The organism is Caenimonas soli (assembly GCF_013155545.1).
In the GTDB taxonomy this organism is placed as follows: domain Bacteria; phylum Pseudomonadota; class Gammaproteobacteria; order Burkholderiales; family Burkholderiaceae_C; genus Ramlibacter; species Ramlibacter soli.
This window is the reverse complement of the sequence record NZ_JABJVV010000008.1, coordinates 170,008-189,923: the sequence shown is the minus strand read 5'-3', so window position 1 is coordinate 189,923 and position 19,916 is coordinate 170,008. Positions and strand designations below refer to the sequence as shown.

At 64.0% G+C, this 19,916-nt stretch carries 22 protein-coding genes and 1 tRNA gene; all 23 read left to right on the top strand.

The genetic code is table 11. From position 1 onward, the window contains the following. Window positions 1-43 precede the first annotated feature (43 nt). The 23 genes from HNE04_RS14440 (at window position 44) to HNE04_RS14330 (ending at window position 19,916) form a co-directional block, all read left to right on the top strand. Window positions 44-128, top strand: a tRNA-Leu gene (locus HNE04_RS14440). A gap of 57 nt (window positions 129-185) precedes the next feature. Further along, entirely contained in the window at window positions 186-557 is a 372-nt protein-coding gene (locus tag HNE04_RS14435) for an NADH-quinone oxidoreductase subunit A (protein ID WP_172220175.1), read from the top strand. A 27-nt stretch (window positions 558-584) separates the two neighbouring features. After that, window positions 585-1,064: a NuoB/complex I 20 kDa subunit family protein gene (locus HNE04_RS14430; protein WP_172220173.1), complete on the top strand. Its 480-nt coding sequence runs from the start codon at window positions 585-587 to the stop codon at window positions 1,062-1,064. 13 nt (window positions 1,065-1,077) lie between these two features. Continuing rightward, complete coding sequence (locus tag HNE04_RS14425; RefSeq protein ID WP_172220441.1) at window positions 1,078-1,686, top strand: NADH-quinone oxidoreductase subunit C; 609 nt, start codon at window positions 1,078-1,080, stop codon at window positions 1,684-1,686. Then, window positions 1,686-2,939, top strand: a complete 1,254-nt coding sequence (locus HNE04_RS14420) for an NADH-quinone oxidoreductase subunit D (protein ID WP_172220171.1) — start codon at window positions 1,686-1,688, stop codon at window positions 2,937-2,939. The genes HNE04_RS14425 and HNE04_RS14420 overlap by 1 nt, the downstream gene beginning before the upstream one ends. Continuing rightward, on the top strand, window positions 2,936-3,421 hold the full coding sequence (gene nuoE / locus HNE04_RS14415; protein WP_172220169.1) for an NADH-quinone oxidoreductase subunit NuoE: 486 nt from the start codon (window positions 2,936-2,938) through the stop codon (window positions 3,419-3,421). Before HNE04_RS14420 ends, nuoE begins: the two co-directional genes overlap by 4 nt. Then, window positions 3,418-4,746 (top strand): NADH-quinone oxidoreductase subunit NuoF, encoded by a 1,329-nt coding sequence (nuoF, locus tag HNE04_RS14410; protein ID WP_172220167.1) that lies wholly within the window; start codon window positions 3,418-3,420, stop codon window positions 4,744-4,746. Before nuoE ends, nuoF begins: the two co-directional genes overlap by 4 nt. Continuing rightward, complete coding sequence (nuoG, locus tag HNE04_RS14405; RefSeq protein ID WP_172220165.1) at window positions 4,743-6,863, top strand: NADH-quinone oxidoreductase subunit NuoG; 2,121 nt, start codon at window positions 4,743-4,745, stop codon at window positions 6,861-6,863. Before nuoF ends, nuoG begins: the two co-directional genes overlap by 4 nt. Then, window positions 6,860-7,936, top strand: coding sequence for an NADH-quinone oxidoreductase subunit NuoH (gene nuoH, locus HNE04_RS14400; protein WP_172220163.1), 1,077 nt, complete (start codon window positions 6,860-6,862; stop codon window positions 7,934-7,936). Before nuoG ends, nuoH begins: the two co-directional genes overlap by 4 nt. Before the next feature lie 9 nt (window positions 7,937-7,945). Next, the gene (nuoI, locus tag HNE04_RS14395) at window positions 7,946-8,467 is read left to right on the top strand and encodes an NADH-quinone oxidoreductase subunit NuoI (RefSeq protein ID WP_172220161.1); all 522 of its coding nucleotides are present in this window, start codon (window positions 7,946-7,948) and stop codon (window positions 8,465-8,467) included. Window positions 8,468-8,475: 8 nt separating this feature from the next. Beyond that, window positions 8,476-9,132: an NADH-quinone oxidoreductase subunit J gene (locus tag HNE04_RS14390; RefSeq protein ID WP_172220159.1), complete on the top strand. Its 657-nt coding sequence runs from the start codon at window positions 8,476-8,478 to the stop codon at window positions 9,130-9,132. Then, entirely contained in the window at window positions 9,129-9,437 is a 309-nt protein-coding gene (nuoK, locus tag HNE04_RS14385; RefSeq protein ID WP_172220157.1) for an NADH-quinone oxidoreductase subunit NuoK, read from the top strand. The genes HNE04_RS14390 and nuoK overlap by 4 nt, the downstream gene beginning before the upstream one ends. Before the next feature lie 25 nt (window positions 9,438-9,462). After that, window positions 9,463-11,499 (top strand): NADH-quinone oxidoreductase subunit L, encoded by a 2,037-nt coding sequence (gene nuoL, locus HNE04_RS14380; RefSeq protein ID WP_172220155.1) that lies wholly within the window; start codon window positions 9,463-9,465, stop codon window positions 11,497-11,499. A 19-nt stretch (window positions 11,500-11,518) separates the two neighbouring features. Further along, window positions 11,519-12,991: an NADH-quinone oxidoreductase subunit M gene (locus HNE04_RS14375; RefSeq protein ID WP_172220152.1), complete on the top strand. Its 1,473-nt coding sequence runs from the start codon at window positions 11,519-11,521 to the stop codon at window positions 12,989-12,991. A 20-nt stretch (window positions 12,992-13,011) separates the two neighbouring features. Beyond that, complete coding sequence (gene nuoN, locus HNE04_RS14370) at window positions 13,012-14,499, top strand: NADH-quinone oxidoreductase subunit NuoN (RefSeq protein ID WP_172220149.1); 1,488 nt, start codon at window positions 13,012-13,014, stop codon at window positions 14,497-14,499. Between the two features lie 12 nt (window positions 14,500-14,511). Then, window positions 14,512-14,820, top strand: a complete 309-nt coding sequence (locus tag HNE04_RS14365) for a DUF2818 family protein (RefSeq protein ID WP_172220146.1) — start codon at window positions 14,512-14,514, stop codon at window positions 14,818-14,820. Window positions 14,821-14,827: 7 nt separating this feature from the next. Beyond that, the gene (locus HNE04_RS14360; RefSeq protein WP_172220143.1) at window positions 14,828-15,400 is read left to right on the top strand and encodes an NUDIX domain-containing protein; all 573 of its coding nucleotides are present in this window, start codon (window positions 14,828-14,830) and stop codon (window positions 15,398-15,400) included. A gap of 9 nt (window positions 15,401-15,409) precedes the next feature. Next, on the top strand, window positions 15,410-15,847 hold the full coding sequence (locus HNE04_RS14355; protein WP_172220140.1) for a DUF1178 family protein: 438 nt from the start codon (window positions 15,410-15,412) through the stop codon (window positions 15,845-15,847). A 137-nt stretch (window positions 15,848-15,984) separates the two neighbouring features. Further along, window positions 15,985-16,851: an STAS domain-containing protein gene (locus tag HNE04_RS14350; RefSeq protein ID WP_172220137.1), complete on the top strand. Its 867-nt coding sequence runs from the start codon at window positions 15,985-15,987 to the stop codon at window positions 16,849-16,851. Between the two features lie 5 nt (window positions 16,852-16,856). Then, window positions 16,857-17,240, top strand: a complete 384-nt coding sequence (locus HNE04_RS14345) for an STAS domain-containing protein (protein ID WP_172220134.1) — start codon at window positions 16,857-16,859, stop codon at window positions 17,238-17,240. Window positions 17,241-17,275: 35 nt separating this feature from the next. Further along, window positions 17,276-17,638, top strand: coding sequence for an anti-sigma regulatory factor (locus tag HNE04_RS14340; protein ID WP_172220131.1), 363 nt, complete (start codon window positions 17,276-17,278; stop codon window positions 17,636-17,638). After that, window positions 17,623-18,624 carry an ATP-binding protein gene (locus HNE04_RS14335; RefSeq protein ID WP_172220128.1) on the top strand — a complete coding sequence of 334 codons (1,002 nt, stop codon included), beginning with the start codon at window positions 17,623-17,625 and terminating at the stop codon, window positions 18,622-18,624. Before HNE04_RS14340 ends, HNE04_RS14335 begins: the two co-directional genes overlap by 16 nt. After that, window positions 18,624-19,916 (top strand): sensor histidine kinase, encoded by a 1,293-nt coding sequence (locus HNE04_RS14330; protein ID WP_172220125.1) that lies wholly within the window; start codon window positions 18,624-18,626, stop codon window positions 19,914-19,916. The genes HNE04_RS14335 and HNE04_RS14330 overlap by 1 nt, the downstream gene beginning before the upstream one ends.

The window sequence follows — 19,916 nt, the reverse complement described above, 5'->3', positions numbered from 1 at the left end:
TTCGTAGAAACCTCGAGCCTTTCCGGGCAACTTTTAAGAAACCGCCGTCGTGGTGAAATTGGTAGACACGCTATCTTGAGGGGGTAGTGGCGAAAGCTGTGCGAGTTCGAGTCTCGCCGACGGCACCATACAAAAAAGAGTCAGCGGCAGCGCCCGCTGGCTGAAGCGGTGATCAGAGCCCCAAGATGAACCTTGACCAGTACCTACCAGTCCTTCTGTTCATACTGGTCGGCGTCGCCGTCGGCGTGATCCCGCAGGCCCTGGGCTGGCTGTTCAGCGGGGCCATGGGCATCCGCAAGCCCGATGCGGCAAAAAATTCTCCCTACGAGTGCGGCTTCGAGGCCTTCGAAGACGCGCGCATGAAGTTCGACGTCCGCTACTACCTGGTGGCCATCCTCTTCATCCTGTTCGACCTGGAGATCGCGTTTCTCTTTCCCTGGGCCGTGGCGCTCAAGGAAATCGGCCCGGTGGGTTTCTGGGCCATGATGGTTTTTCTGGCCATCCTGGTGGTGGGGTTCGTCTACGAATGGAAAAAGGGCGCGCTCGATTGGGAATGAGTTCCCGCGCGACCAAGGAATACTGCTATGGCTAACGAAGGCATTCTCGACAAGGGGATGGTGACCACCACGGTGGACTCCGTCATCAACTGGGCCAAGACGGGCTCGCTGTGGCCCATGACGTTCGGCCTGGCCTGCTGCGCCGTGGAGATGATGCACGCAGGCGCTGCGCGCTACGACATCGACCGTTTCGGCATGCTGTTCCGTCCCAGCCCCAGGCAGAGCGACCTGATGATCGTCGCCGGCACGCTGTGCAACAAGATGGCGCCGGCCCTGCGCAAGGTGTACGACCAGATGCCCGAGCCGCGCTGGGTGCTGTCGATGGGCTCCTGCGCCAACGGCGGCGGCTACTACCACTACAGCTATTCCGTCGTGCGCGGCTGTGACCGCATCGTGCCGGTCGACGTATACGTGCCCGGCTGCCCGCCCACGGCCGAGGCTCTGCTGTACGGAATCATCCAGCTGCAGCAGAAGATCCGCCGCACGCAAACCATCGCGCGGGCCTGAACCAGACATGACCATTACCCCGTTCGCGATCGATCCCGCAGCGCTGAAGGAAACGCTGGCCGCCACCTTGGGCGGGCTGGCCAAGCGCATCGACCTCAAGCTCGGCGAGCTCACCGTGGTGGTTTCGCCCGCCGACTATCTGGCCGCGGCCACTCTCCTGCGCGATGCGCCCGGCTGCCAGTTCGAGCAACTGCTCGACGTCTGCGGCGTGGACTATTCGGACTACCGCGACGGCGGCTGGGACGGTCAGCGCTACTGCGTGGTCTCGCACCTGCTGTCGATCAGCCTGAACCAGCGCGTGCGCCTGAAGGTGTTCGCCCCCGACGACGACTTGCCGGTGGTGGATTCGCTCACGGGACTGTGGAGCTCGGCCAACTGGTTCGAGCGCGAGGCTTTCGACCTGTACGGTATCGTCTTCGAAGGCCACTCCGACCTGCGCCGCATCCTGACCGACTACGGTTTCATCGGCCATCCGTTCCGCAAGGACTTCCCGGTGTCCGGCCATGTCGAAATGCGCTACGACCCCGAGCGCAAGCGCGTGATCTACCAGCCGGTGACCATCGAGCCGCGCGAAATCACGCCGCGGATCATCCGCGAAGAGAAATACGGCGGGCTTCAGTAATGGCTGAAATCAAGAACTACACCCTCAACTTCGGCCCGCAACACCCGGCCGCGCACGGCGTGCTGCGCCTGGTGCTCGAGCTCGACGGCGAAGTGATCCAGCGCGCCGACCCGCACATCGGCCTGCTGCACCGCGCCACCGAGAAGCTGGCCGAAACCAAGACCTACATCCAGTCGCTGCCGTACATGGACCGGCTGGACTACGTCTCGATGATGTGCAACGAGCACGCGTATTGCCTGGCCATCGAGAAGCTGATGGGGCTGGAAGTGCCCCTTCGCGCGCAGTACATCCGCGTGATGTTCTCCGAGATCACCCGCCTCTTGAACCACCTGCTCTGGCTGGGCGCCCACGGGCTGGATTGCGGTGCGATGAACATCCTCATCTATTGCTTCCGCGAGCGCGAAGACCTGTTCGACATGTACGAGGCCGTGTCGGGCGCTCGCATGCACGCTGCCTACTTCCGCCCGGGTGGCGTGTACCGCGACCTGCCGGACAGCATGCCGCAGTACAAGGCCAACAAGATCAGGAACGAGCGCGCCATCAATCGCCTCAACGAGAACCGCCAAGGCTCGCTGCTCGACTTCATCGACGACTTCACCGCGCGCTTCCCGCACTACGTGGACGAGTACGAGACGCTGCTGACCGACAACCGCATCTGGAAGCAGCGCACGGTGGGCGTGGGCGTTGTTTCGCCCGAGCGTGCGCTCAACCTCGGCTTCACCGGCCCCATGCTGCGCGGCTCCGGCTTCGCCTGGGACCTGCGCAAGAAGCAGCCCTACGAGGTCTACGACAAGATGGACTTCGACATCCCGGTCGGCAAGACCGGCGACTGCTACGACCGCTACCTGGTGCGCGTGCAGGAAATGCGCGAATCCAATCGCATCATCAAGCAGTGCGTGGACTGGTTGCGCGTGAACCCCGGCCCGGTGATCACCGACAACCACAAGGTGGCGCCGCCCGATCGCGAGTCGATGAAGGCCAACATGGAAGAGCTGATCCACCACTTCAAGCTCTTCTCCGAAGGTTTCCGCGTGCCCGAAGGCGAGGCCTATGCCGCCGTCGAGCACCCCAAGGGCGAGTTCGGCATCTACATCGTGAGCGACGGCGCCAACAAGCCGTACCGCCTGAAGATCCGCCCGCCGGGCTTCGCCCACCTGGCCGCCATGGACGAGATGTCGCGCGGCCACATGATCGCCGACGCCGTGGCCGTGATCGGCACCATGGACATCGTGTTCGGAGAGATTGACCGATGATTTCTGAAACCATGCGCGTGCGCTTCGACAAGGAAGTGGCCAAGTACCCGGCTGAGCAGAAGCAATCCGCCGTGATGGCCTGCCTGGCCATCGTCCAGCAGGAGCAGGGCTTCGTCAGCCTGGAGAGCGAGAAGCTCGTCGCCGACTACCTGGGCATGCCGCCGATCGCGGTGCACGAAGTCACGACCTTCTACAACATGTACAACCAGCATCCGGTGGGCAAATACAAGCTCAACGTCTGCACCAACCTGCCGTGCCAGCTGCGCGACGGGGCCAAGGCGCTGCGCCACCTGGAGCATCGGCTGGGCATCAAGATGGGCGAAACCACCAGGGACGGCATGTTCACCCTGCAGCAAAGCGAATGCCTGGGCGCCTGCGCCGATTCGCCGGTGGTGCTGGTCAACGACCGCACCATGTGCAGCTTCATGAGCCCGGACAAGCTGGACCAGCTGGTCGACGGCCTGAAAGGCGCCCAGTCATGAACGCCCAACAAGTGCTCTCGCAGTTCCAGGCCACGGGTGTCCAGACCTGCTTCCACGGCCGCCACATCAACCCGCAAATCTACGCGGGCCTCGATGGCACCAACTGGCGCCTGAAGGATTACGAGGCGCGCGAAGGCTACGCGGCGCTGCGCAAGATCCTGAACGAAGGTCTGACGCAAGACCAGGTGATCGCCACCGTCAAGGAATCCGCCTTGCGCGGCCGCGGCGGCGCAGGCTTTCCCACGGGCCTGAAGTGGAGCTTCATGCCCCGCCAGTTTCCGGGCCAGAAATACCTCGTTTGCAATTCGGACGAGGGCGAGCCGGGCACCTGCAAGGACCGCGACATCCTGCAGTTCAACCCCCACCAGGTGATCGAAGGCATGATCATCGCGGCCTACGCGATGGGCATCACCGTCGGCTACAACTACATCCACGGCGAGATCTTCCAGACCTACGACCGCTTCGAGGAAGCGCTGGAAGAGGCGAGGGCGGCCGGGTACCTGGGCGACAACATCCTGGGCAGCAACTTCAGCTTCCAGCTGCATGCCTCGCACGGTTTCGGCGCCTACATCTGCGGCGAAGAGACCGCGCTGCTCGAATCGCTCGAAGGCAAGAAGGGGCAGCCGCGCTTCAAGCCGCCGTTCCCGGCCAGCTTCGGCCTGTACGGCAAGCCGACCACGATCAACAACACCGAAACCTTCGCGGCCGTGCCCTGGATCATCCGCAACGGCGGCCAGGCCTTCCTTGAAGTCGGCAAGCCCAACAACGGCGGTACCAAGATCTACTCGGTGTCCGGCGACGTCGAGCTGCCCGGCAACTACGAGGTGCCGCTGGGCACGCCGTTCAGCAAGCTGCTGGAACTGGCCGGCGGCGTGCGCAAGGGCCGCACGCTCAAGGCCGTGATCCCCGGCGGTTCATCCGCGCCCGTGCTGCCCGCCAGCATCATGATGGAATGCACGATGGACTACGACTCCATCGCCAAGGCCGGCTCCATGCTGGGTTCGGGGGCGGTGATCGTGATGGACGATTCGCGCTGCATGGTCGAATCGCTCAAGCGCCTGTCGTACTTCTACATGCACGAATCCTGCGGCCAGTGCACGCCCTGCCGCGAAGGCACGGGCTGGCTGTGGCGCGTCGTGGACCGCATCCACAACCGCCATGGCAAGCCCAGCGACATGGACCTGCTCAACTCGGTGGCCGACAACATCCAGGGCCGCACCATCTGCGCACTCGGCGATGCGGCCGCCATGCCGGTGCGGGCAATGATCAAGCATTTCCGCCACGAATTCGAGGCCCTCATCGACAAGGCGGCTGTAACCCCATGATTGAAATCGAACTCGACGGCCAGAAGGTGGAGATCACCGAAGGCAGCATGATCATGCATGCGGCCGACAAGGCGGGCACCTATATCCCGCACTTCTGCTATCACAAGAAACTCAGCATCGCGGCCAACTGCCGCATGTGCCTGGTCGACGTGGAGAAGGCGCCCAAGCCGATGCCGGCCTGCGCCACGCCCGTGACCAATGGCATGATCGTGCGCACCAAGAGCGACAAGGCCCTGAAGGCCCAGCAGTCGGTGATGGAGTTCCTGCTTATCAACCACCCGCTGGACTGCCCGATCTGCGACCAGGGCGGCGAGTGCCAGCTGCAGGACCTGGCCGTGGGCTACGGCGGCTCGTCTTCCCGCTACGAGGAAGAGAAGCGCGTGGTGCTGCACAAGGACGTCGGCCCTCTCATCTCGATGGAGGAGATGAGCCGCTGCATCCATTGCACTCGCTGCGTGCGCTTCGGCCAGGAAGTGGCCGGCGTGATGGAGCTGGGCATGATCCACCGGGGCGAGCACTCCGAGATCACCACCGTCATGAACGATACGGTGGACTCCGAAGTCTCCGGCAACATGATCGACCTGTGCCCGGTGGGCGCGCTCACCAGCAAGCCGTTCCGCTACCAGGCCCGCAACTGGGAGCTGTCGCGCCGCAAGTCGGTCAGCCCCCACGATTCGACCGGCGCCAACCTGATCGTCCAGGTCAAGAGCAACAAGGTCATGCGCGTGCTGCCGCTCGAGAACGAGCAGGTCAACGAATGCTGGCTGGCCGACCGCGATCGCTTCTCCTATGAGTCGCTCAACGAAGACGACCGCCTCACCGCCCCCATGCTCAAGCAGGGCGGCGAGTGGAAGACCGTGGACTGGCAGACGGCCCTCGAATACGTGGCCAATGGCCTGAAGCAGATCAAGACCGACCACGGTGCGAAAAGCATCGGCGCCCTCGTCAGTCCGCACAGCACCGTGGAAGAGCTGTACCTGGCCGGCGCTCTGATGCGCGGCCTGGGCAGCGAGAACATCGACTACCGCCTGCGCAATGCGCAGTTCTCCAAGGCCGATGGTGTCCGCTGGCTCGGCACGTCGATCGCTTCGCTGTCCAACCTGCAGCGCGCGCTGGTGATCGGCTCCAACCTGCGCAAGGACCATCCGCTGTTTGCGCTGCGCGTTCGCGCTGCGGTGCGCAAGGGCGCGGCGGTGTCGGTGATCCACGATGTGGCGAACGATTGGGCGATGTCGATCGCGTCGTCCGTGATCACGCCGGCCTCGAACTGGGCGCAGGCGCTGGCCGATGTCGCCGCCGCCATCGCCTCCGAAAAGGGCTCCTCGGCTCCGGCCCAGGGCAATGCAACCGATGCGGCCAAGGCGATCGCGAAATCGCTGCTTGGCGGCGAGCGCAAGGCCATCCTGCTCGGCAACGCGGCGGCACACCACGCCAACGCTTCCAGCCTGCTGGCGTTGGCCAGCTGGATCGGCGAGCAGACCGGCGCGACCGTCGGCTACCTGACCGAAGCCGCCAACACCGTCGGCGCGCAACTCGCCGGAGCCCTGCCGGGCGCGAACGGCCTGAATGCCGGCCAGATGCTCGCCGGCGGCCTGAAGGCGGCGATCCTCTTGAACAACGAGCCCGAGTTCGACTCCGCTGCGGGCGCCAAAGCGGCCGCGGCACTGGCGCAGGCCGAAATGGTCGTGACCCTGAGCCCGTTCAAGGCGAACCTGGCGTTCAGCGACGTGCTGCTGCCGATCGCCCCGTTCACCGAAACCCCGGGCACCTTCGTCAATGCCGAGGGCCGGGTGCAGAGCTTCCACGCCGTGGTCAAGCCGCTGGCCGAGACCCGTCCGGCCTGGAAGGTCCTGCGCGTGCTCGCGAACCTGCTGGGCCTGCCCGGCTTCGAGTTCGAGTCCGCCCAGGAGGTCCTGGTAGCCGCCCGCGGCGCCCAGGATGCAGAGGCCAGCCATGTGCAGGGCGGCAAACTGAGCAACGCTACTTCCGCCGCCATCGACCTGTCCGCCGCGGCGGGCAAGCCCGTCACCGCGGCCATCTACCAACTGGACAGCATCGTCCGGCGAGCGCCGTCGCTGCAGCTCACGGCTGATGCCCGTGTGGGGGTGCCGGCATGATCGACCACATTTACGGCATAGGCCAGGGCTTGATCGCCGCCGGCTGGTGGACCGGCGCGGCCTGGCCGGTGACCTGGGCGCTGATCAAGATCATCGCCGTGGTGTTGCCCTTGATGGGCGCGGTGGCCTACCTGACGCTGTGGGAACGCAAGGCCATCGGCTTCACCCAGATCCGCATCGGCCCCAATCGCATCGGCCCGCTCGGCCTGCTGCAACCCATTGCCGACGCAGTGAAGCTGCTGACCAAGGAAATCATCCTGCCGACGGTCGCCAACAAGGGCCTGTTCCTGCTGGGGCCGATCATGACCATCATGCCGGCGCTGGCCGCCTGGGTCGTGATTCCGTTCGGTCCCGACATCGCGCTGGCCAACATCAACGCCGGCCTGCTGTTCCTGATGGCGATCACCTCGCTGGAGGTCTATGGCGTGATCATCGCCGGCTGGGCCTCCAACTCCAAGTACGCGTTCCTGGGCGCGCTGCGCGCCTCCGCGCAGATGGTGAGCTACGAAATCGCCATGGGCTTCTGCCTGGTGGTGGTGCTGATGGTCGCTGGCAGCATGAACCTGACCGACATCGTCATGGGCCAGGGCAAGGGCATGGCCGTGGGCGCGGGCCTCAATTTCCTGTCGTGGAACTGGCTGCCGCTGCTGCCGATATTCGTGGTCTTCTTCGTTTCCGGCCTGGCCGAGACCAACCGCCATCCCTTCGACGTGGTCGAAGGCGAGTCCGAAATCGTCGCGGGCCACATGATCGAGTACTCGGGCATGAGCTTCGCCATGTTCTTCCTGGCCGAGTACGCCAACATGTGGCTGGTCTCGATCATGACCGTCATCATGTTCCTGGGCGGCTGGCTGCCCCCGTTCGAGTTCCTGTCCTTCATCCCCGGCTGGATCTGGCTGGGCATCAAGACCTTCGTGGTCGTCACTATGTTCCTTTGGGTGCGCTCCACGTTCCCCCGCTACCGCTACGACCAGATCATGCGCCTGGGCTGGAAGATCTTCATTCCGGTGACGCTGGTCTGGCTGGTCGTGATCGGCGCGTGGATGCAAACCCCGTACAACATCTGGAAATAGGCACACGCCATGTCCACCCAAGCAGTAGTTTCCCAGCCGTCGGCTTTTTCGCTCAAGGACTTCCTGTCCAGCTTCATGCTGGTCGAGCTGTTCAAGGGCCTGGCCATCACCGGCAAGTACGCCTTCAGCCGCAAGATCACGGTGCAGTTCCCCGAGGAAAAGACGCCGCTGTCGCCGCGATTTCGCGGCTTGCATGCCCTGCGCCGCTACGAGAACGGCGAAGAGCGCTGCATCGCCTGCAAGCTGTGCGAGGCCGTGTGCCCGGCGCTGGCGATCACCATCGAATCGGACCAGCGCGCCGACGGCACCCGCCGCACGACGCGCTACGACATCGATTTGACCAAGTGCATCTTCTGCGGCTTCTGCGAGGAGAGCTGCCCGGTCGATTCGATCGTCGAGACGCACATCCTGGAATACCACGGCGAAAAGCGCGGCGACCTGTACTTCACCAAGGACATGCTGCTGGCCGTGGGCGATCGCTACGAAGCCGAGATTGCGGCCAACAAGGCGGCTGACGCCAAATACCGCTGAAGAAAAAGATGGATATCAGAACCGGCTTCTTCTACCTGTTTGCCTCGGTGCTGCTGTTCGCGTCGTTTCGCGTGATCACTGCCCGCAACCCCGTCTATGCGGCCCTTTACCTGGTGCTGGCCTTCTTCCAGGCGGCCGCGGTGTGGCTGCTGCTGAAGGCCGAGTTCCTCGCGATCTCGCTGGTGCTGGTCTACGTGGGCGCCGTGATGGTGCTGTTCCTGTTTGTCGTGATGATGCTGGACATCAACGTCGACGCATTGCGGGCCGGCTTCTGGAAGCATTTCCCGCTGGCGGCGAGCGTAGGCGCCCTCATAGCCCTGGAGATGGCGGCGGTCTTGATGGCCGGTTTCCGCCTGGGAGAAGAGCCGCGGGCCGTTCCCGCGGTGGTGCAGGGCGCCACGCAGTACTCGAACACCAAGGAACTGGGCAAGCTGCTGTACAGCCAGTACCTCTACCCGCTGGAGGTCGCGGCGGTGATCCTGCTGGTGGCTATCGTCGCTGCGATTGCGCTGACTTTGCGCCAGCGCAAGGACAGCAAGCACATGGACCCGGCTCACCAGGTTCGAGTCAGGGCGCGCGACCGCCTGCAGGTCGTGAAGATGGGCCCCACCATGGTCGCGCCCGAGCCTGAGCCGGCACCGGCCGCCGCGGAGACCAAGGCATGACACTTACTCTCGGACATTTCCTCTCGCTGGGAGCCATGCTGTTCGCCCTGTCGGTGATCGGCATCTTCCTGAACCGCCGCAACCTCATCGTGCTGCTGATGGCCATCGAGCTGATGCTTCTGGCCGTGAACATGAACTTCGTGGCGTTCTCGTACTACCTGGGCGACATGCACGGCCAGGTGTTCGTGTTCTTCATCCTGACCGTGGCCGCGGCGGAGTCGGCCATCGGCCTCGCCATCCTGGTGCTGTTGTTCCGCAACAAATCCAATATCAACGTCGACGAACTGAACACGCTCAAGGGCTGATGCCCTTGTCGCGCACCACAAGAACATGAGCCAAACCCTCAACGCTTCGACCCTGCTCGCCGTTCCGCTGGCCCCGCTGGCCGGCGCCCTGGCGGCCGGCATCCTGGGCACCAGCTTCGGCGGCAACTGGATCGGCCGGCGCCTGTCGCACACGCTCTGCATCCTGGGCGTGTTCGTGGCGTTCGTGATCTCGGCCATGACGCTCAAGAGCGTCGCACTGGACGGCGCGCGCTTCAACGCCACGATCTACGAGTGGATGGTCATCGGCGGCCTGAAGATGGAAGTGGGCTTCCTGGTGGACGGACTCACGGCCATGATGATGTGCGTGGTGACCTTCGTGTCGCTGATGGTGCACATCTACACCATCGGCTACATGGAAGAAGACGAGGGCTACAACCGCTTCTTCGCGTTCATCTCGCTGTTCACCTTCTCGATGCTCATGCTCGTGATGAGCAACAACTTCCTGCAGCTGTTCTTCGGCTGGGAAGCAGTGGGCCTGGTGTCGTACCTGCTGATCGGGTTCTGGTACAACAAGCCCACGGCCATCTTCGCCAACCTGAAGGCGTTCCTCGTCAACCGGGTGGGCGACTTCGGATTCATCCTGGGCATCGGCCTGATCGTCGCATTCGCCGGGACCTTGAGCTACGCCGAGACCTTCGCCAAGGCTGGCGAACTGGCCAAGCTGGGCTTCCCCGGCACCGGCTGGCAGCTGATCACCGTGATCTGCATCTGCCTGTTCATCGGCGCCATGGGCAAGAGCGCGCAGTTCCCGCTGCACGTCTGGCTGCCCGATTCGATGGAAGGCCCGACACCGATCTCGGCGCTGATCCACGCCGCAACCATGGTGACGGCCGGCATTTTCATGGTGGCCCGCATGTCGCCGCTGTTCGAGCTCTCCGACACGGCGCTGTCCTTCGTCATGGTCATCGGCGCGATCACGGCCCTGTTCATGGGCTTCCTGGGCATCATCCAGAACGACATCAAGCGCGTGGTCGCCTATTCCACGCTCTCGCAGCTGGGCTACATGACCGTCGCCCTGGGCGCCTCGGCCTACTCGGTGGCGGTGTTCCACCTGATGACGCACGCGTTCTTCAAGGCGCTGCTGTTCCTGGCCGCCGGCTCGGTCATCATCGGCATGCATCACAACCAGGACATCCGGTGGATGGGCGGCGTGCGCAAATACATGCCGATCACCTGGATCACCGCGCTGCTGGGATCCCTGGCCCTGATCGGCACGCCGCTGTTCGCCGGCTTCTATTCGAAGGACAGCATCATCGAGGCCGTGCACTTCAGCCGCCTCCCCGGCGCGGGCATCGCGCATTTCGCGGTGCTGGCGGGCGTTTTCGTCACGGCCTTCTATTCGTTCCGCATGTATTTCCTGGTGTTCCACGGCAAGGAGCGCTTCCACGAGAACCCGGACGCCCACTCTCATGACGCCAGCGAAGAGCCCGACCCGCACCACCACCGGGAAGAGCACCAGGACCCGCACGAGTCGCCCTGGGTGGTGACCGCGCCGCTGCTGCTGCTGGCTTTCCCCTCGGTGGTCATCGGTTTCCTCACCATCGAACCGATGCTGTTCAGCGACCTGCTCAAGGACGCGATCGTCGTGGACAACGACAAGCACCCCGCGATGGCGAACCTCGCGCGCCTTTTCCATGGCCCGGCGCAGATGGCACTCCACGGCCTGATGACGGCGCCGTTCTGGCTGGCGGTGGCGGGCGTGGCGAGCGCCTGGTACCTGTACCTGTACAAGCCGGCGCTGCCCGCGGCCATCAAGGCCCGCGTGCAGCCGCTGTACACCTTGCTGGAAAACAAGTACTACATGGACTGGTTCAACGAGAACGTGCTCGCCCGCGGCGCCCGGCTGCTAGGCGTGGGGCTGTGGAAGGGCGGGGACGAGGCCGTCATCGACGGCGCCATGGTCAACGGCAGCGCCCGCGGGATCGCGCGGGTGGCCGGCGTGGTTCGCTGGTTCCAGACCGGCTACATCTACCACTACGCCTTCGCGATGATCGTGGGCGTGTTCGTGCTCATGACATGGTTCGTGTGGTTAAACAAGTAATTCAGGCGGAAGAATAAAAATGGGTTTGCTAAGCCTTGCCATCTGGACGCCTATCTTTTTCGGCGTCGTGCTGCTGGCGTTGGGACGCGACGACCAGGCACGCTCGGTGCGCTGGCTCGCGCTGATCGGCGCCGTGGTCAGCCTGCTCGTCACGCTGCCGCTGTATGCCGGCTTCGACGCCGGCAGCTCCGCCATGCAGTTCGTCGAGAAGGCGCGCTGGATCGACCGGTTCAACGTCAACTACCACGTCGGCATCGACGGCATCTCGTTCTGGTTCGTGCTGCTCACCGCCTTCATCAACCTGGTGGTGGTGATCTCGGCATGGGAAGTCATCACCGAGCGCGTCAACCAGTACATGGGCGCCTTCCTGATCCTGTCGGGCCTGATGATCGGCGTGTTCTCCGCGCTCGACGGCATCCTGTTCTACACCTTCTTCGAAGCCACGCTGATCCCGATGTACCTGATCATCGGCATCTGGGGCGGCCCCAACAAGATCTACGCGGCCTTCAAGTTCTTCCTGTACACGCTGCTCGGCTCGCTCCTGATGCTGGTGGCACTGGTGTTCCTCTACACCAAGTCGGGCGGCAGTTTCGACATCATCACCTGGCACAAGCTGCCCCTGAGCCTTTCCGCGCAGACACTGCTTTTCTTCGCCTTCTTCGCGTCGTTCGCCGTCAAGGTGCCGATGTGGCCGGTCCACACCTGGCTGCCCGACGTGCACGTCGAGGCGCCGACGGGCGGCTCGGCGGTTCTGGCCGCCATCATGCTGAAGCTGGGCGCCTACGGCTTCCTGCGTTTTTCCATGCCGATCGCACCGGATGCCGCGCGTGAATACGCCTGGCTGATGATCGGGTTGTCGCTGGTCGCGGTGGTCTATGTGGGCCTGGTCGCCATGGTGCAGCAGGACATGAAGAAACTGGTGGCCTATTCGTCGGTGGCCCACATGGGCTTCGTCACCCTCGGCTTCTTCATTTTCAGCGACCTGGGTGTCGCCGGCGGCATCGTGCAGATGATCGCGCACGGTTTCGTGTCGGGCGCCATGTTCCTTTGCATCGGCGTCTTGTACGACCGCGTGCATTCGCGCGAGATCGCGAGCTATGGCGGCGTGGTGAACACCATGCCCAATTTCACTGCCTTTGCCCTGCTGTTCTGCATGGCGAACAGTGGCCTGCCGGCCACCGCCGGTTTCGTCGGCGAGTGGATGGTAATCCTCGGCGCCGTCAAGGCGAATTTCTGGCTGGGCGCGGCGGCCGCTTCGGCGCTGGTCTTCGGCGCTGCGTACACGCTGTGGATGTTCAAGCGCGTCTATCTGGGCCCGGTGGTCAACGAAGACGTGCGGCAACTCACCGACATCAATGCCCGCGAGTTCCTGATGCTGGGCCTGCTGGCCGCCGCGGTGCTCTACATGGGCATCCATCCCAAGCCCTTCACCGACATCATGAACGTGTCGGTGGCGGACTTCCTCAAGCACGTGGCCATGTCCAAGTTGTGAGCAGGCACTGAAAGAACAAGATGCTGGACAAATCAAGCCTGATCATCGTATCGCCCGAAATCCTGCTGATGGTGATGGCCTGCGTTATCGCCATGGTCGACCTGGGCGTGAAGACGCGCCTGCGTGACATGACCTATTGGCTCACCATGGGCACCCTGGCCGTGGTCGCGTACTTCACCGGCCAGCTTGCCGTGGAAAACCAGACCCTCTACGCTTTCGGCGGCATGGTGGTGAGCGACCCCATGGGTAACTGGCTCAAGTGCTTTGCCACGCTGGCGATGATGGTGTGCCTGGTGTACGGCCGCCCCTATGCCGCGGACCGCGACATGCTGCGCGGCGGCGAGATGTTCATCCTGTCCATGTTCTCGCTGCTGGGCATCTTCGTGATGATGTCGGGCAGCAACTTCCTGGTCATCTATCTCGGCCTGGAACTGCTCACCCTGTGCAGCTACGCCCTGGTCGCGCTGCGCCGCGACCACGCCACTTCCACCGAAGCGGCGATGAAATACTTCGTGCTGGGTGCCATGGCCAGCGGCTTCCTGCTCTACGGCCTGTCCATGCTCTACGGTGCGACGGGTTCGCTGGATATAGCGACCGTCTTCAAGATCGTGAATTCCGGCCAGGTGAAGCACCAGGTGCTGGTGTTCGGCCTGGTCTTCATCGTGGCCGGCCTGGCGTTCAAGCTGGGCGCCGCACCCTTCCACATGTGGATTCCCGACGTGTACCAGGGCGCGCCCACCTCGGTGACCATCGTCATCGGCAGCGCGCCCGAGCTTGCGGCCTTTGCCATCACCATTCGCCTGCTGGTCGAAGGGCTGCTGCCGCTGGCGCTGGACTGGCAGCAGATGTTGATGATCATGGCGATCGGCTCGCTGATGGTCGGCAATCTCGCCGCCATCGCCCAGACCAACCTCAAGCGCATGCTGGCCTATTCGACCATCGGCCAGATGGGTTTCGTCCTGCTGGGCTTGCTCTCGGGCGTCGTGAACAACAACACCCTCTCGGCCGCCAATGCCTACAGCTCGGCCATGTTCTACATCGTCACCTACGTGCTGACGACGCTGGCGACCTTCGGTGTGATCCTGCTGCTCGCCCGTGAAGGCTTCGAGAGCGAGGAGATCGCCGACCTCGCCGGCCTGAACCAGCGCAGCCCGCTCTACGCCGGCGTCATGGCGGTGTGCCTGTTCTCGCTGGCCGGTGTGCCGCCGTTGGTGGGCTTCTATGCCAAGCTGGCTGTGCTGCAATCGCTGGTGGCTTCGGGCCAGACCCTGTACATCTGGCTGGCGGTTTTCGCCGTCATGATGTCGCTGATCGGCTCGTTCTACTACCTGCGCGTGGTCAAGGTGATGTACTTCGACGAGCCGATCACCGCCACCACCGTGTCGGCTCCGGCCGACGTGCGCTTGGTGCTCACCCTGAACGGCGCCCTGGTGCTGATCCTGGGCATCCTGCCGGGTGGCCTGATGACGCTGTGCGCGCAGGCCATCATCAAGACGCTGGGCACCTGAGCCGGTCCGGGGATGTCCCAAACCGCATCGATCTGGCTGGTCATCCTGCTGGCTTTCGTCGCCGCCAACCTTCCGTTCGTGAACCAGCGGCTGTTGGCTGTGTTTCCCCTGGCTGGACCGAAGCCGTTGGCGCTGCGCTTGGCAGAGCTGGTGCTCATGTATCTCGCAGTGGGCGGCGTTGGCCTGTTGCTCGAACGGCGCGCGGGCCAGATCGCTCCGCAAGGCTGGGAGTTCTACGCCGTGACCGGCGCGCTATTCATCACCTTCGCCTTTCCCGGATTCATCTGGCGCTATCTTCGCCGCCATCCCCACCCCCGCTGAGCGCCCCATGGCAGACGACAGCCACCTCATAGAACGCAAGACCGGCAGCCAGGAGCTGTTCAAGGGCCGCTTTCTGCACGCGTTTCGCGACACGGTGGCTTTGCCCGACGGCAAACAGACGACCCGTGAGTACGTCATCCATTCCGGCGCGGTGATGGTCATCCCGATGCTGGACGACGGCCGGCTGGTGCTGGAGCGCCAGTTCCGCTACCCGGTAGACCGGGTGATGATCGAGTTCCCGGCGGGCAAGCTCGACCCCGGCGAGGATTCCCTGGCCTGCGCCCAGCGCGAATTGCTGGAAGAGACCGGCTACAGCGCCCGTGAATGGGCTCGGGCGGGCGTGCTGCATCCCGTGATCTCCTACTCCACCGAGTTCATCGACATCTGGTTCGCCAAAGGCCTGGTCCTGAGCGAGCGCCAGCTCGACGAGGGAGAGTTCCTGGAGGTCATCACGGCGACTCCGGCCGAGCTGTTGGCCTGGTGCCGCGACGGCCGGGTGACCGACGCCAAGACCCTGACCGGGGCACTGTGGCTGCAAAACGTCCTTTCCGGGGCTTGGAATCTGGACTGGAAGACATAATCTAGCTGTATGAAGGTCCTCAACCTGCAGTGCTCGCACAGCCACACCTTCGAAGGCTGGTTCGCCTCCGAAGATGAATTCCAGGGCCAGCTCGCGCGTGGGCTGGTGGAATGCCCGCTGTGCGGCGATACGGGCGTGAGCAAGATGCTCACGGCTCCGCGCTTGAACCTGGGGGCCGCACAGCCCGCGCCGCGCCAGGACGTCGTGACCACGCCGGACGCATCCCTGCAGGCGGAATGGCTGAAGATGGTGCGCCACGTCATGGCCAACACCGAAGACGTGGGCGAGCGTTTCGCCGAGGAAGCACGCCGCATCCACTATGGCGAAACCGGCGAACGCAGCATCCGCGGGCAGGCCTCGCGCGAGGAGACCGAGGCGCTGGTGGAGGAGGGCATACCGGTGTTGCCACTACCCATTCCCAAGGCCTTCAAGGGACCGCTCCAATAGCGGCGGGCGAGTTCGTCTGTACTCTTCCGCACACACGGAAGTCGCTGCGCGGGATATCATGGGTGATCGTGGGCACCCACGTGTACATTTGTCCAGGGAAAGCCGTCGCCGATCGCTCCTGAACTCCAGGAGCTTCGTTGAACAACCATGGAATAGCCGCCATCCTTAAGAACAAGGAGGCCTCCATCCTCAGCAGCTGGGTGGATTCCCAGCTCAGCCAAAGCGGCCGCCGCGACCAGCTGGACGTGCATGCGCTTCGCGAGCAATCCCGTTCCTTCCTTTCAGGCCTCTCCGAGGCCGTCCAGCACGGCTACGACGAACATCTGAGCGGCTCCGGCTGGGACGAGGTTCGCGCCTCGTTGTCGAATCTTTCCAAGGATCGCGCCATCGCCGGTTTTTCGTCTTCGGAAACCGCCACTTTCGTGTTCTCGCTCAAACAGCCATTGTTCTCCGCGCTTAGAACGGCGTACGCGGAAGATCCCAAGGCCCTGATCGAGGCGCTGTGGCACGTGTCCACCATGCTCGACAAGCTCGGGCTGGTGACGATCGAGGCCTACCAGCTGGGTCGCGAACATGTGATCGACCGCCAGCACCAGGAACTGCTCGATCTGTCCACGCCCGTCATCCGGTTGTGGAACGGCATCGTGGCCATGCCCCTCATCGGCACGCTGGACAGCGAACGCACCCAGGTCGTGATGGAAAGCCTGCTGCAGGCCATCGTCGAGAACGAAGCCAGCATCGCCATCATCGACATCACCGGCGTTCCCACGGTGGACACGCAGGTTGCGCAGCATCTGCTCAAGACCGTCGCGGCCGCGCGCCTGATGGGCACCGAATGCATCATCAGCGGCATCCGTCCCCAGATCGCGCAGACCATCGTGCACCTGGGCGTGGAACTGGGCGATGTCACTACCAAGTCGTCGCTGGCCGACGCGCTGCGCGTTGCGCTGCGCAAGAGCAACCTCACCATCGTGAAGCTCGATCACGCGGTTGGCGCGGGCTGACGCGCTTGGAACAGATCCCCATTCTCCAGCTGGGCGAGTTTCTCCTGGTGACGATCCAGGTCGAGCTCCATGATGAGCTGGCCATGACCTTGCAGAATGACCTGACGACCAAGCTCACGAAGACCAGCGCGCGCGGCGTCCTGCTCGACATCTCGGCACTGGAAATCGTCGATTCGTTCATTGGCCGCTCGCTGGCGCAGATTGCGGCCATAGCCCGAGTGATGGATGCCACCATGGTGCTGGTGGGAATGCGCCCCGCGGTCGCCATTACCCTGGTGGAACTGGGCATGACGCTTTCGAATATCAGGACCGCCCTGAACGTCGACAAGGGAATGCGCCTGCTTCACGACTCCCTAGATGAGCCGGGGGACGCGCTATCGCCGCGCTGAAATCAGCGACGGTACCGGTCACAACGCAGGAGCAATTGGGCAGCGCGCGGAAATTGGTGTCGGATTGGGCGACACGCCTGGCCTTCAGCAGCGTGGATCGCACCAAGTTCGTCACGGCCGCCAGCGAGCTGGGCCGCAACGCCCTCGTGCATGGAGGCGGTGGCACGATGACCATTGCCGAAGTTCTGAAAGGCGAGCAGCCCGGACTGCGACTCGACTTCGAGGACGAGGGAAAAGGCATCGCCGACGTAGCGCAGGCGATGACCGATGGCTACAGCTCCGCGCGCAGCCTGGGCCTGGGGCTGGGTGGCGCCCGCCGCCTGGTCAGCGAGTTCAACATCATCTCCCACCCCGGAAGGGGAACAAGAGTCACGGTTATCCAATGGAAACGACGATAGAAGTCCACGAGCCCAGCCAGGTCGGCGAGGTGCGGCGTGCGGCTGCGGACCTGGCGCGGGCGGAGGGCATGAACGATACCGAGATGGGCCATGTCGCGCTGGTCGCCACGGAAGTCTCCACCAACCTCGTGAAGTATGCAAAGCGCGGTAGCGTCACGCTTGCCCGTTTTGCCGAAGCAGGCCGTCGCGGCATCGAAATCGTCGCCACGGACCGCGGCCCCGGCTTTGCCGATTTCGCCGCATCGCTTCGGGATGGGCACTCCACCAGCGGCAGCCTGGGCGTCGGGCTGGGTAGCATCAAGCGCGCCTCCACCTACTTCGACGTCTATAGCGTGGCCGGGCAGGGATCGGCTGTGCTCGCCCGAGTGGCCAAGGCGGCGCCCGGGGTGGGCAAAGCCGCGCCGGCCCTCATCGCCTCGGCCCGCTCGGCTCCCAAGCGGGGCCAGACCGAGTGCGGCGACGCCTGGCGGATACGCGACTTCGGCAGCCGACAGTTGATCTGCATCGTCGATGGCCTGGGCCATGGCCCTCTCGCGGCCAGTGCCGCCAAACAGGCTATTGCGGTCGTCGATGCCGCGAGTCCCACCGACACAGCAGCCGACATCCTGCAAAGCGCGCATGAGCAGCTGAAGGAAACCCGCGGGGTGGTGATGGCCGTGCTGGCGCTGGACGCCGCGGCCGGAACCGCCGTCTTCTGCGGCGTCGGCAATATCATGGCCGTGATCCTGCAGGACGCGGGATCCGAGCACCTGCTTTCCATCGAGGGAATTGCGGGTTATAACTTGCGCAAGGTGCGCAGCCAGACGGCCTCGTGGAAGGCGAACGCGGTGGTCATTCTCAATACCGATGGTTTGTCGGGCCGCTGGAACCTGGCCAAGTACCCAGGCCTGCTGGCTCGCCATCCGAGCCTGATCGCTTCCGTCCTGTTCCGCGATCACGCCAGGGATACCGACGATGCAACCATCGTGGTTGCGAAAGGAATGTGATGAGGCACCCGATTGCTGCCGTCAAGATCACCACGCTCACCGTGACGACGGCCCGAGAGCGGGCCCGGCAGGTGGGCGAACTGTTCGGCCTGGACACGCTGCAGCGCACGCGCTTCGTCACCGCGATTTCTGAAATCGCCCGCCACACGGCCCAGAATGGCAGCGAGGCGAGCCTGAGTTTCATGTTCGACACCCAGCCGCGAGGCCGACGTTCCCAATGCCTGGTGGCCGAGTTCGCCGATCGCAGTCCCGCCGTCCCCAGGCCGCGCGATCGGGCCGAGGTCATGTTTGCCATGCGGGCCGAGACCCAGCGTGGCATCGCGGCTGCGCGCCGGTTGGTGGACCACCTCTCTGTCGATAGCCCCGAAGAAGGCGGCACCGTCGTCGTCCTCGAAATGGGTTTGCCGCGGGACCGCAAGCCGCTGTCCATCCAGGAGGTCGAGGCCCGGGTCACCCAGCTGGCGGGCTTCGAGGCGCTGACGCCCTTCGAGGAGCTGGAGCGGCTCAATGGCGAAATGGCCCTGGCGATGGAGGAACTGCGAGGCAAGCAGCTGGCCCTGGAACAGGCGGACCTGCGCAAGAACGAATTCATGGCTATGCTGGCCCACGAACTGCGCAACCCGCTGGCCGCGATCAAACTGAACCTGGCGTTGCTGAAGCTCAAGCCGATGACCACCGGCCCCGAGCTAGCCGACCGGCGCGAGGTGATGAGCCGCCAGGTCGACCAGATATCGCGGATGGTGAGTGACCTGGTCGATGTCACCCGCGTCGAAAACGGCAAGGTTGAATTGCAGGAAACGGCCGTGGAGGTCAACAGCCTGGTCAAGGATGCGCTGGAGATGGCGGCTGCCGCCATCCAGGAAAGAAAGCACGACGTGGTTTTCAAGGCGGCTTCGCATGACCTCTGGCTCAATGGCGATTCCGCCCGCCTGCTTCAGGTGTTCACCAACGTCATCCAGAACGCCGCGAAATACACGCCCGAGCGGGGGCGCATCCAGGTCGCCGTGCGCGCCCAGGACGCCCAGGCCGTGATCGAGGTCAGCGACAACGGCGTGGGCATAGCCGCGGACATGCTGCCCCATGTGTTCGCCCTGTTTGTCCAGGCGCGCGACAAATCGCCGGACGCCAGCGCCGGCATGGGGGTCGGACTGACCCTGGCCGACCGGCTGGTGCGCGAGCACGGCGGCACGATCTCCGTGCATAGCGAAGGCGTCGGCCGCGGCAGCCAGTTCACCATCAAGTTGCCGTTGATGAGCGAAGCTTCAGGGTTTCAGAGCTTGCCCTTGATGTAG

Excerpts from the sequence above, each read along its gene's own strand:
- HNE04_RS14435 (WP_172220175.1), top strand. The coding sequence starts at position 186 with ATGAACCTTGACCAGTACCTACCAGTCCTTCTGTTCATACTGGTCGGC.
- HNE04_RS14430 (WP_172220173.1), top strand. The coding sequence starts at position 585 with ATGGCTAACGAAGGCATTCTCGACAAGGGGATGGTGACCACCACGGTG.
- HNE04_RS14420 (WP_172220171.1), top strand. The coding sequence starts at position 1,686 with ATGGCTGAAATCAAGAACTACACCCTCAACTTCGGCCCGCAACACCCG.
- nuoE (WP_172220169.1), top strand. The coding sequence starts at position 2,936 with ATGATTTCTGAAACCATGCGCGTGCGCTTCGACAAGGAAGTGGCCAAG.
- nuoF (WP_172220167.1), top strand. The coding sequence starts at position 3,418 with ATGAACGCCCAACAAGTGCTCTCGCAGTTCCAGGCCACGGGTGTCCAG.
- nuoG (WP_172220165.1), top strand. The coding sequence starts at position 4,743 with ATGATTGAAATCGAACTCGACGGCCAGAAGGTGGAGATCACCGAAGGC.
- nuoH (WP_172220163.1), top strand. The coding sequence starts at position 6,860 with ATGATCGACCACATTTACGGCATAGGCCAGGGCTTGATCGCCGCCGGC.
- nuoI (WP_172220161.1), top strand. The coding sequence starts at position 7,946 with ATGTCCACCCAAGCAGTAGTTTCCCAGCCGTCGGCTTTTTCGCTCAAG.
- HNE04_RS14390 (WP_172220159.1), top strand. The coding sequence starts at position 8,476 with ATGGATATCAGAACCGGCTTCTTCTACCTGTTTGCCTCGGTGCTGCTG.
- nuoK (WP_172220157.1), top strand. The coding sequence starts at position 9,129 with ATGACACTTACTCTCGGACATTTCCTCTCGCTGGGAGCCATGCTGTTC.
- nuoL (WP_172220155.1), top strand. The coding sequence starts at position 9,463 with ATGAGCCAAACCCTCAACGCTTCGACCCTGCTCGCCGTTCCGCTGGCC.
- HNE04_RS14375 (WP_172220152.1), top strand. The coding sequence starts at position 11,519 with ATGGGTTTGCTAAGCCTTGCCATCTGGACGCCTATCTTTTTCGGCGTC.
- nuoN (WP_172220149.1), top strand. The coding sequence starts at position 13,012 with ATGCTGGACAAATCAAGCCTGATCATCGTATCGCCCGAAATCCTGCTG.
- HNE04_RS14365 (WP_172220146.1), top strand. The coding sequence starts at position 14,512 with ATGTCCCAAACCGCATCGATCTGGCTGGTCATCCTGCTGGCTTTCGTC.
- HNE04_RS14360 (WP_172220143.1), top strand. The coding sequence starts at position 14,828 with ATGGCAGACGACAGCCACCTCATAGAACGCAAGACCGGCAGCCAGGAG.
- HNE04_RS14355 (WP_172220140.1), top strand. The coding sequence starts at position 15,410 with ATGAAGGTCCTCAACCTGCAGTGCTCGCACAGCCACACCTTCGAAGGC.
- HNE04_RS14335 (WP_172220128.1), top strand. The coding sequence starts at position 17,623 with ATGGAAACGACGATAGAAGTCCACGAGCCCAGCCAGGTCGGCGAGGTG.
- HNE04_RS14330 (WP_172220125.1), top strand. The coding sequence starts at position 18,624 with ATGAGGCACCCGATTGCTGCCGTCAAGATCACCACGCTCACCGTGACG.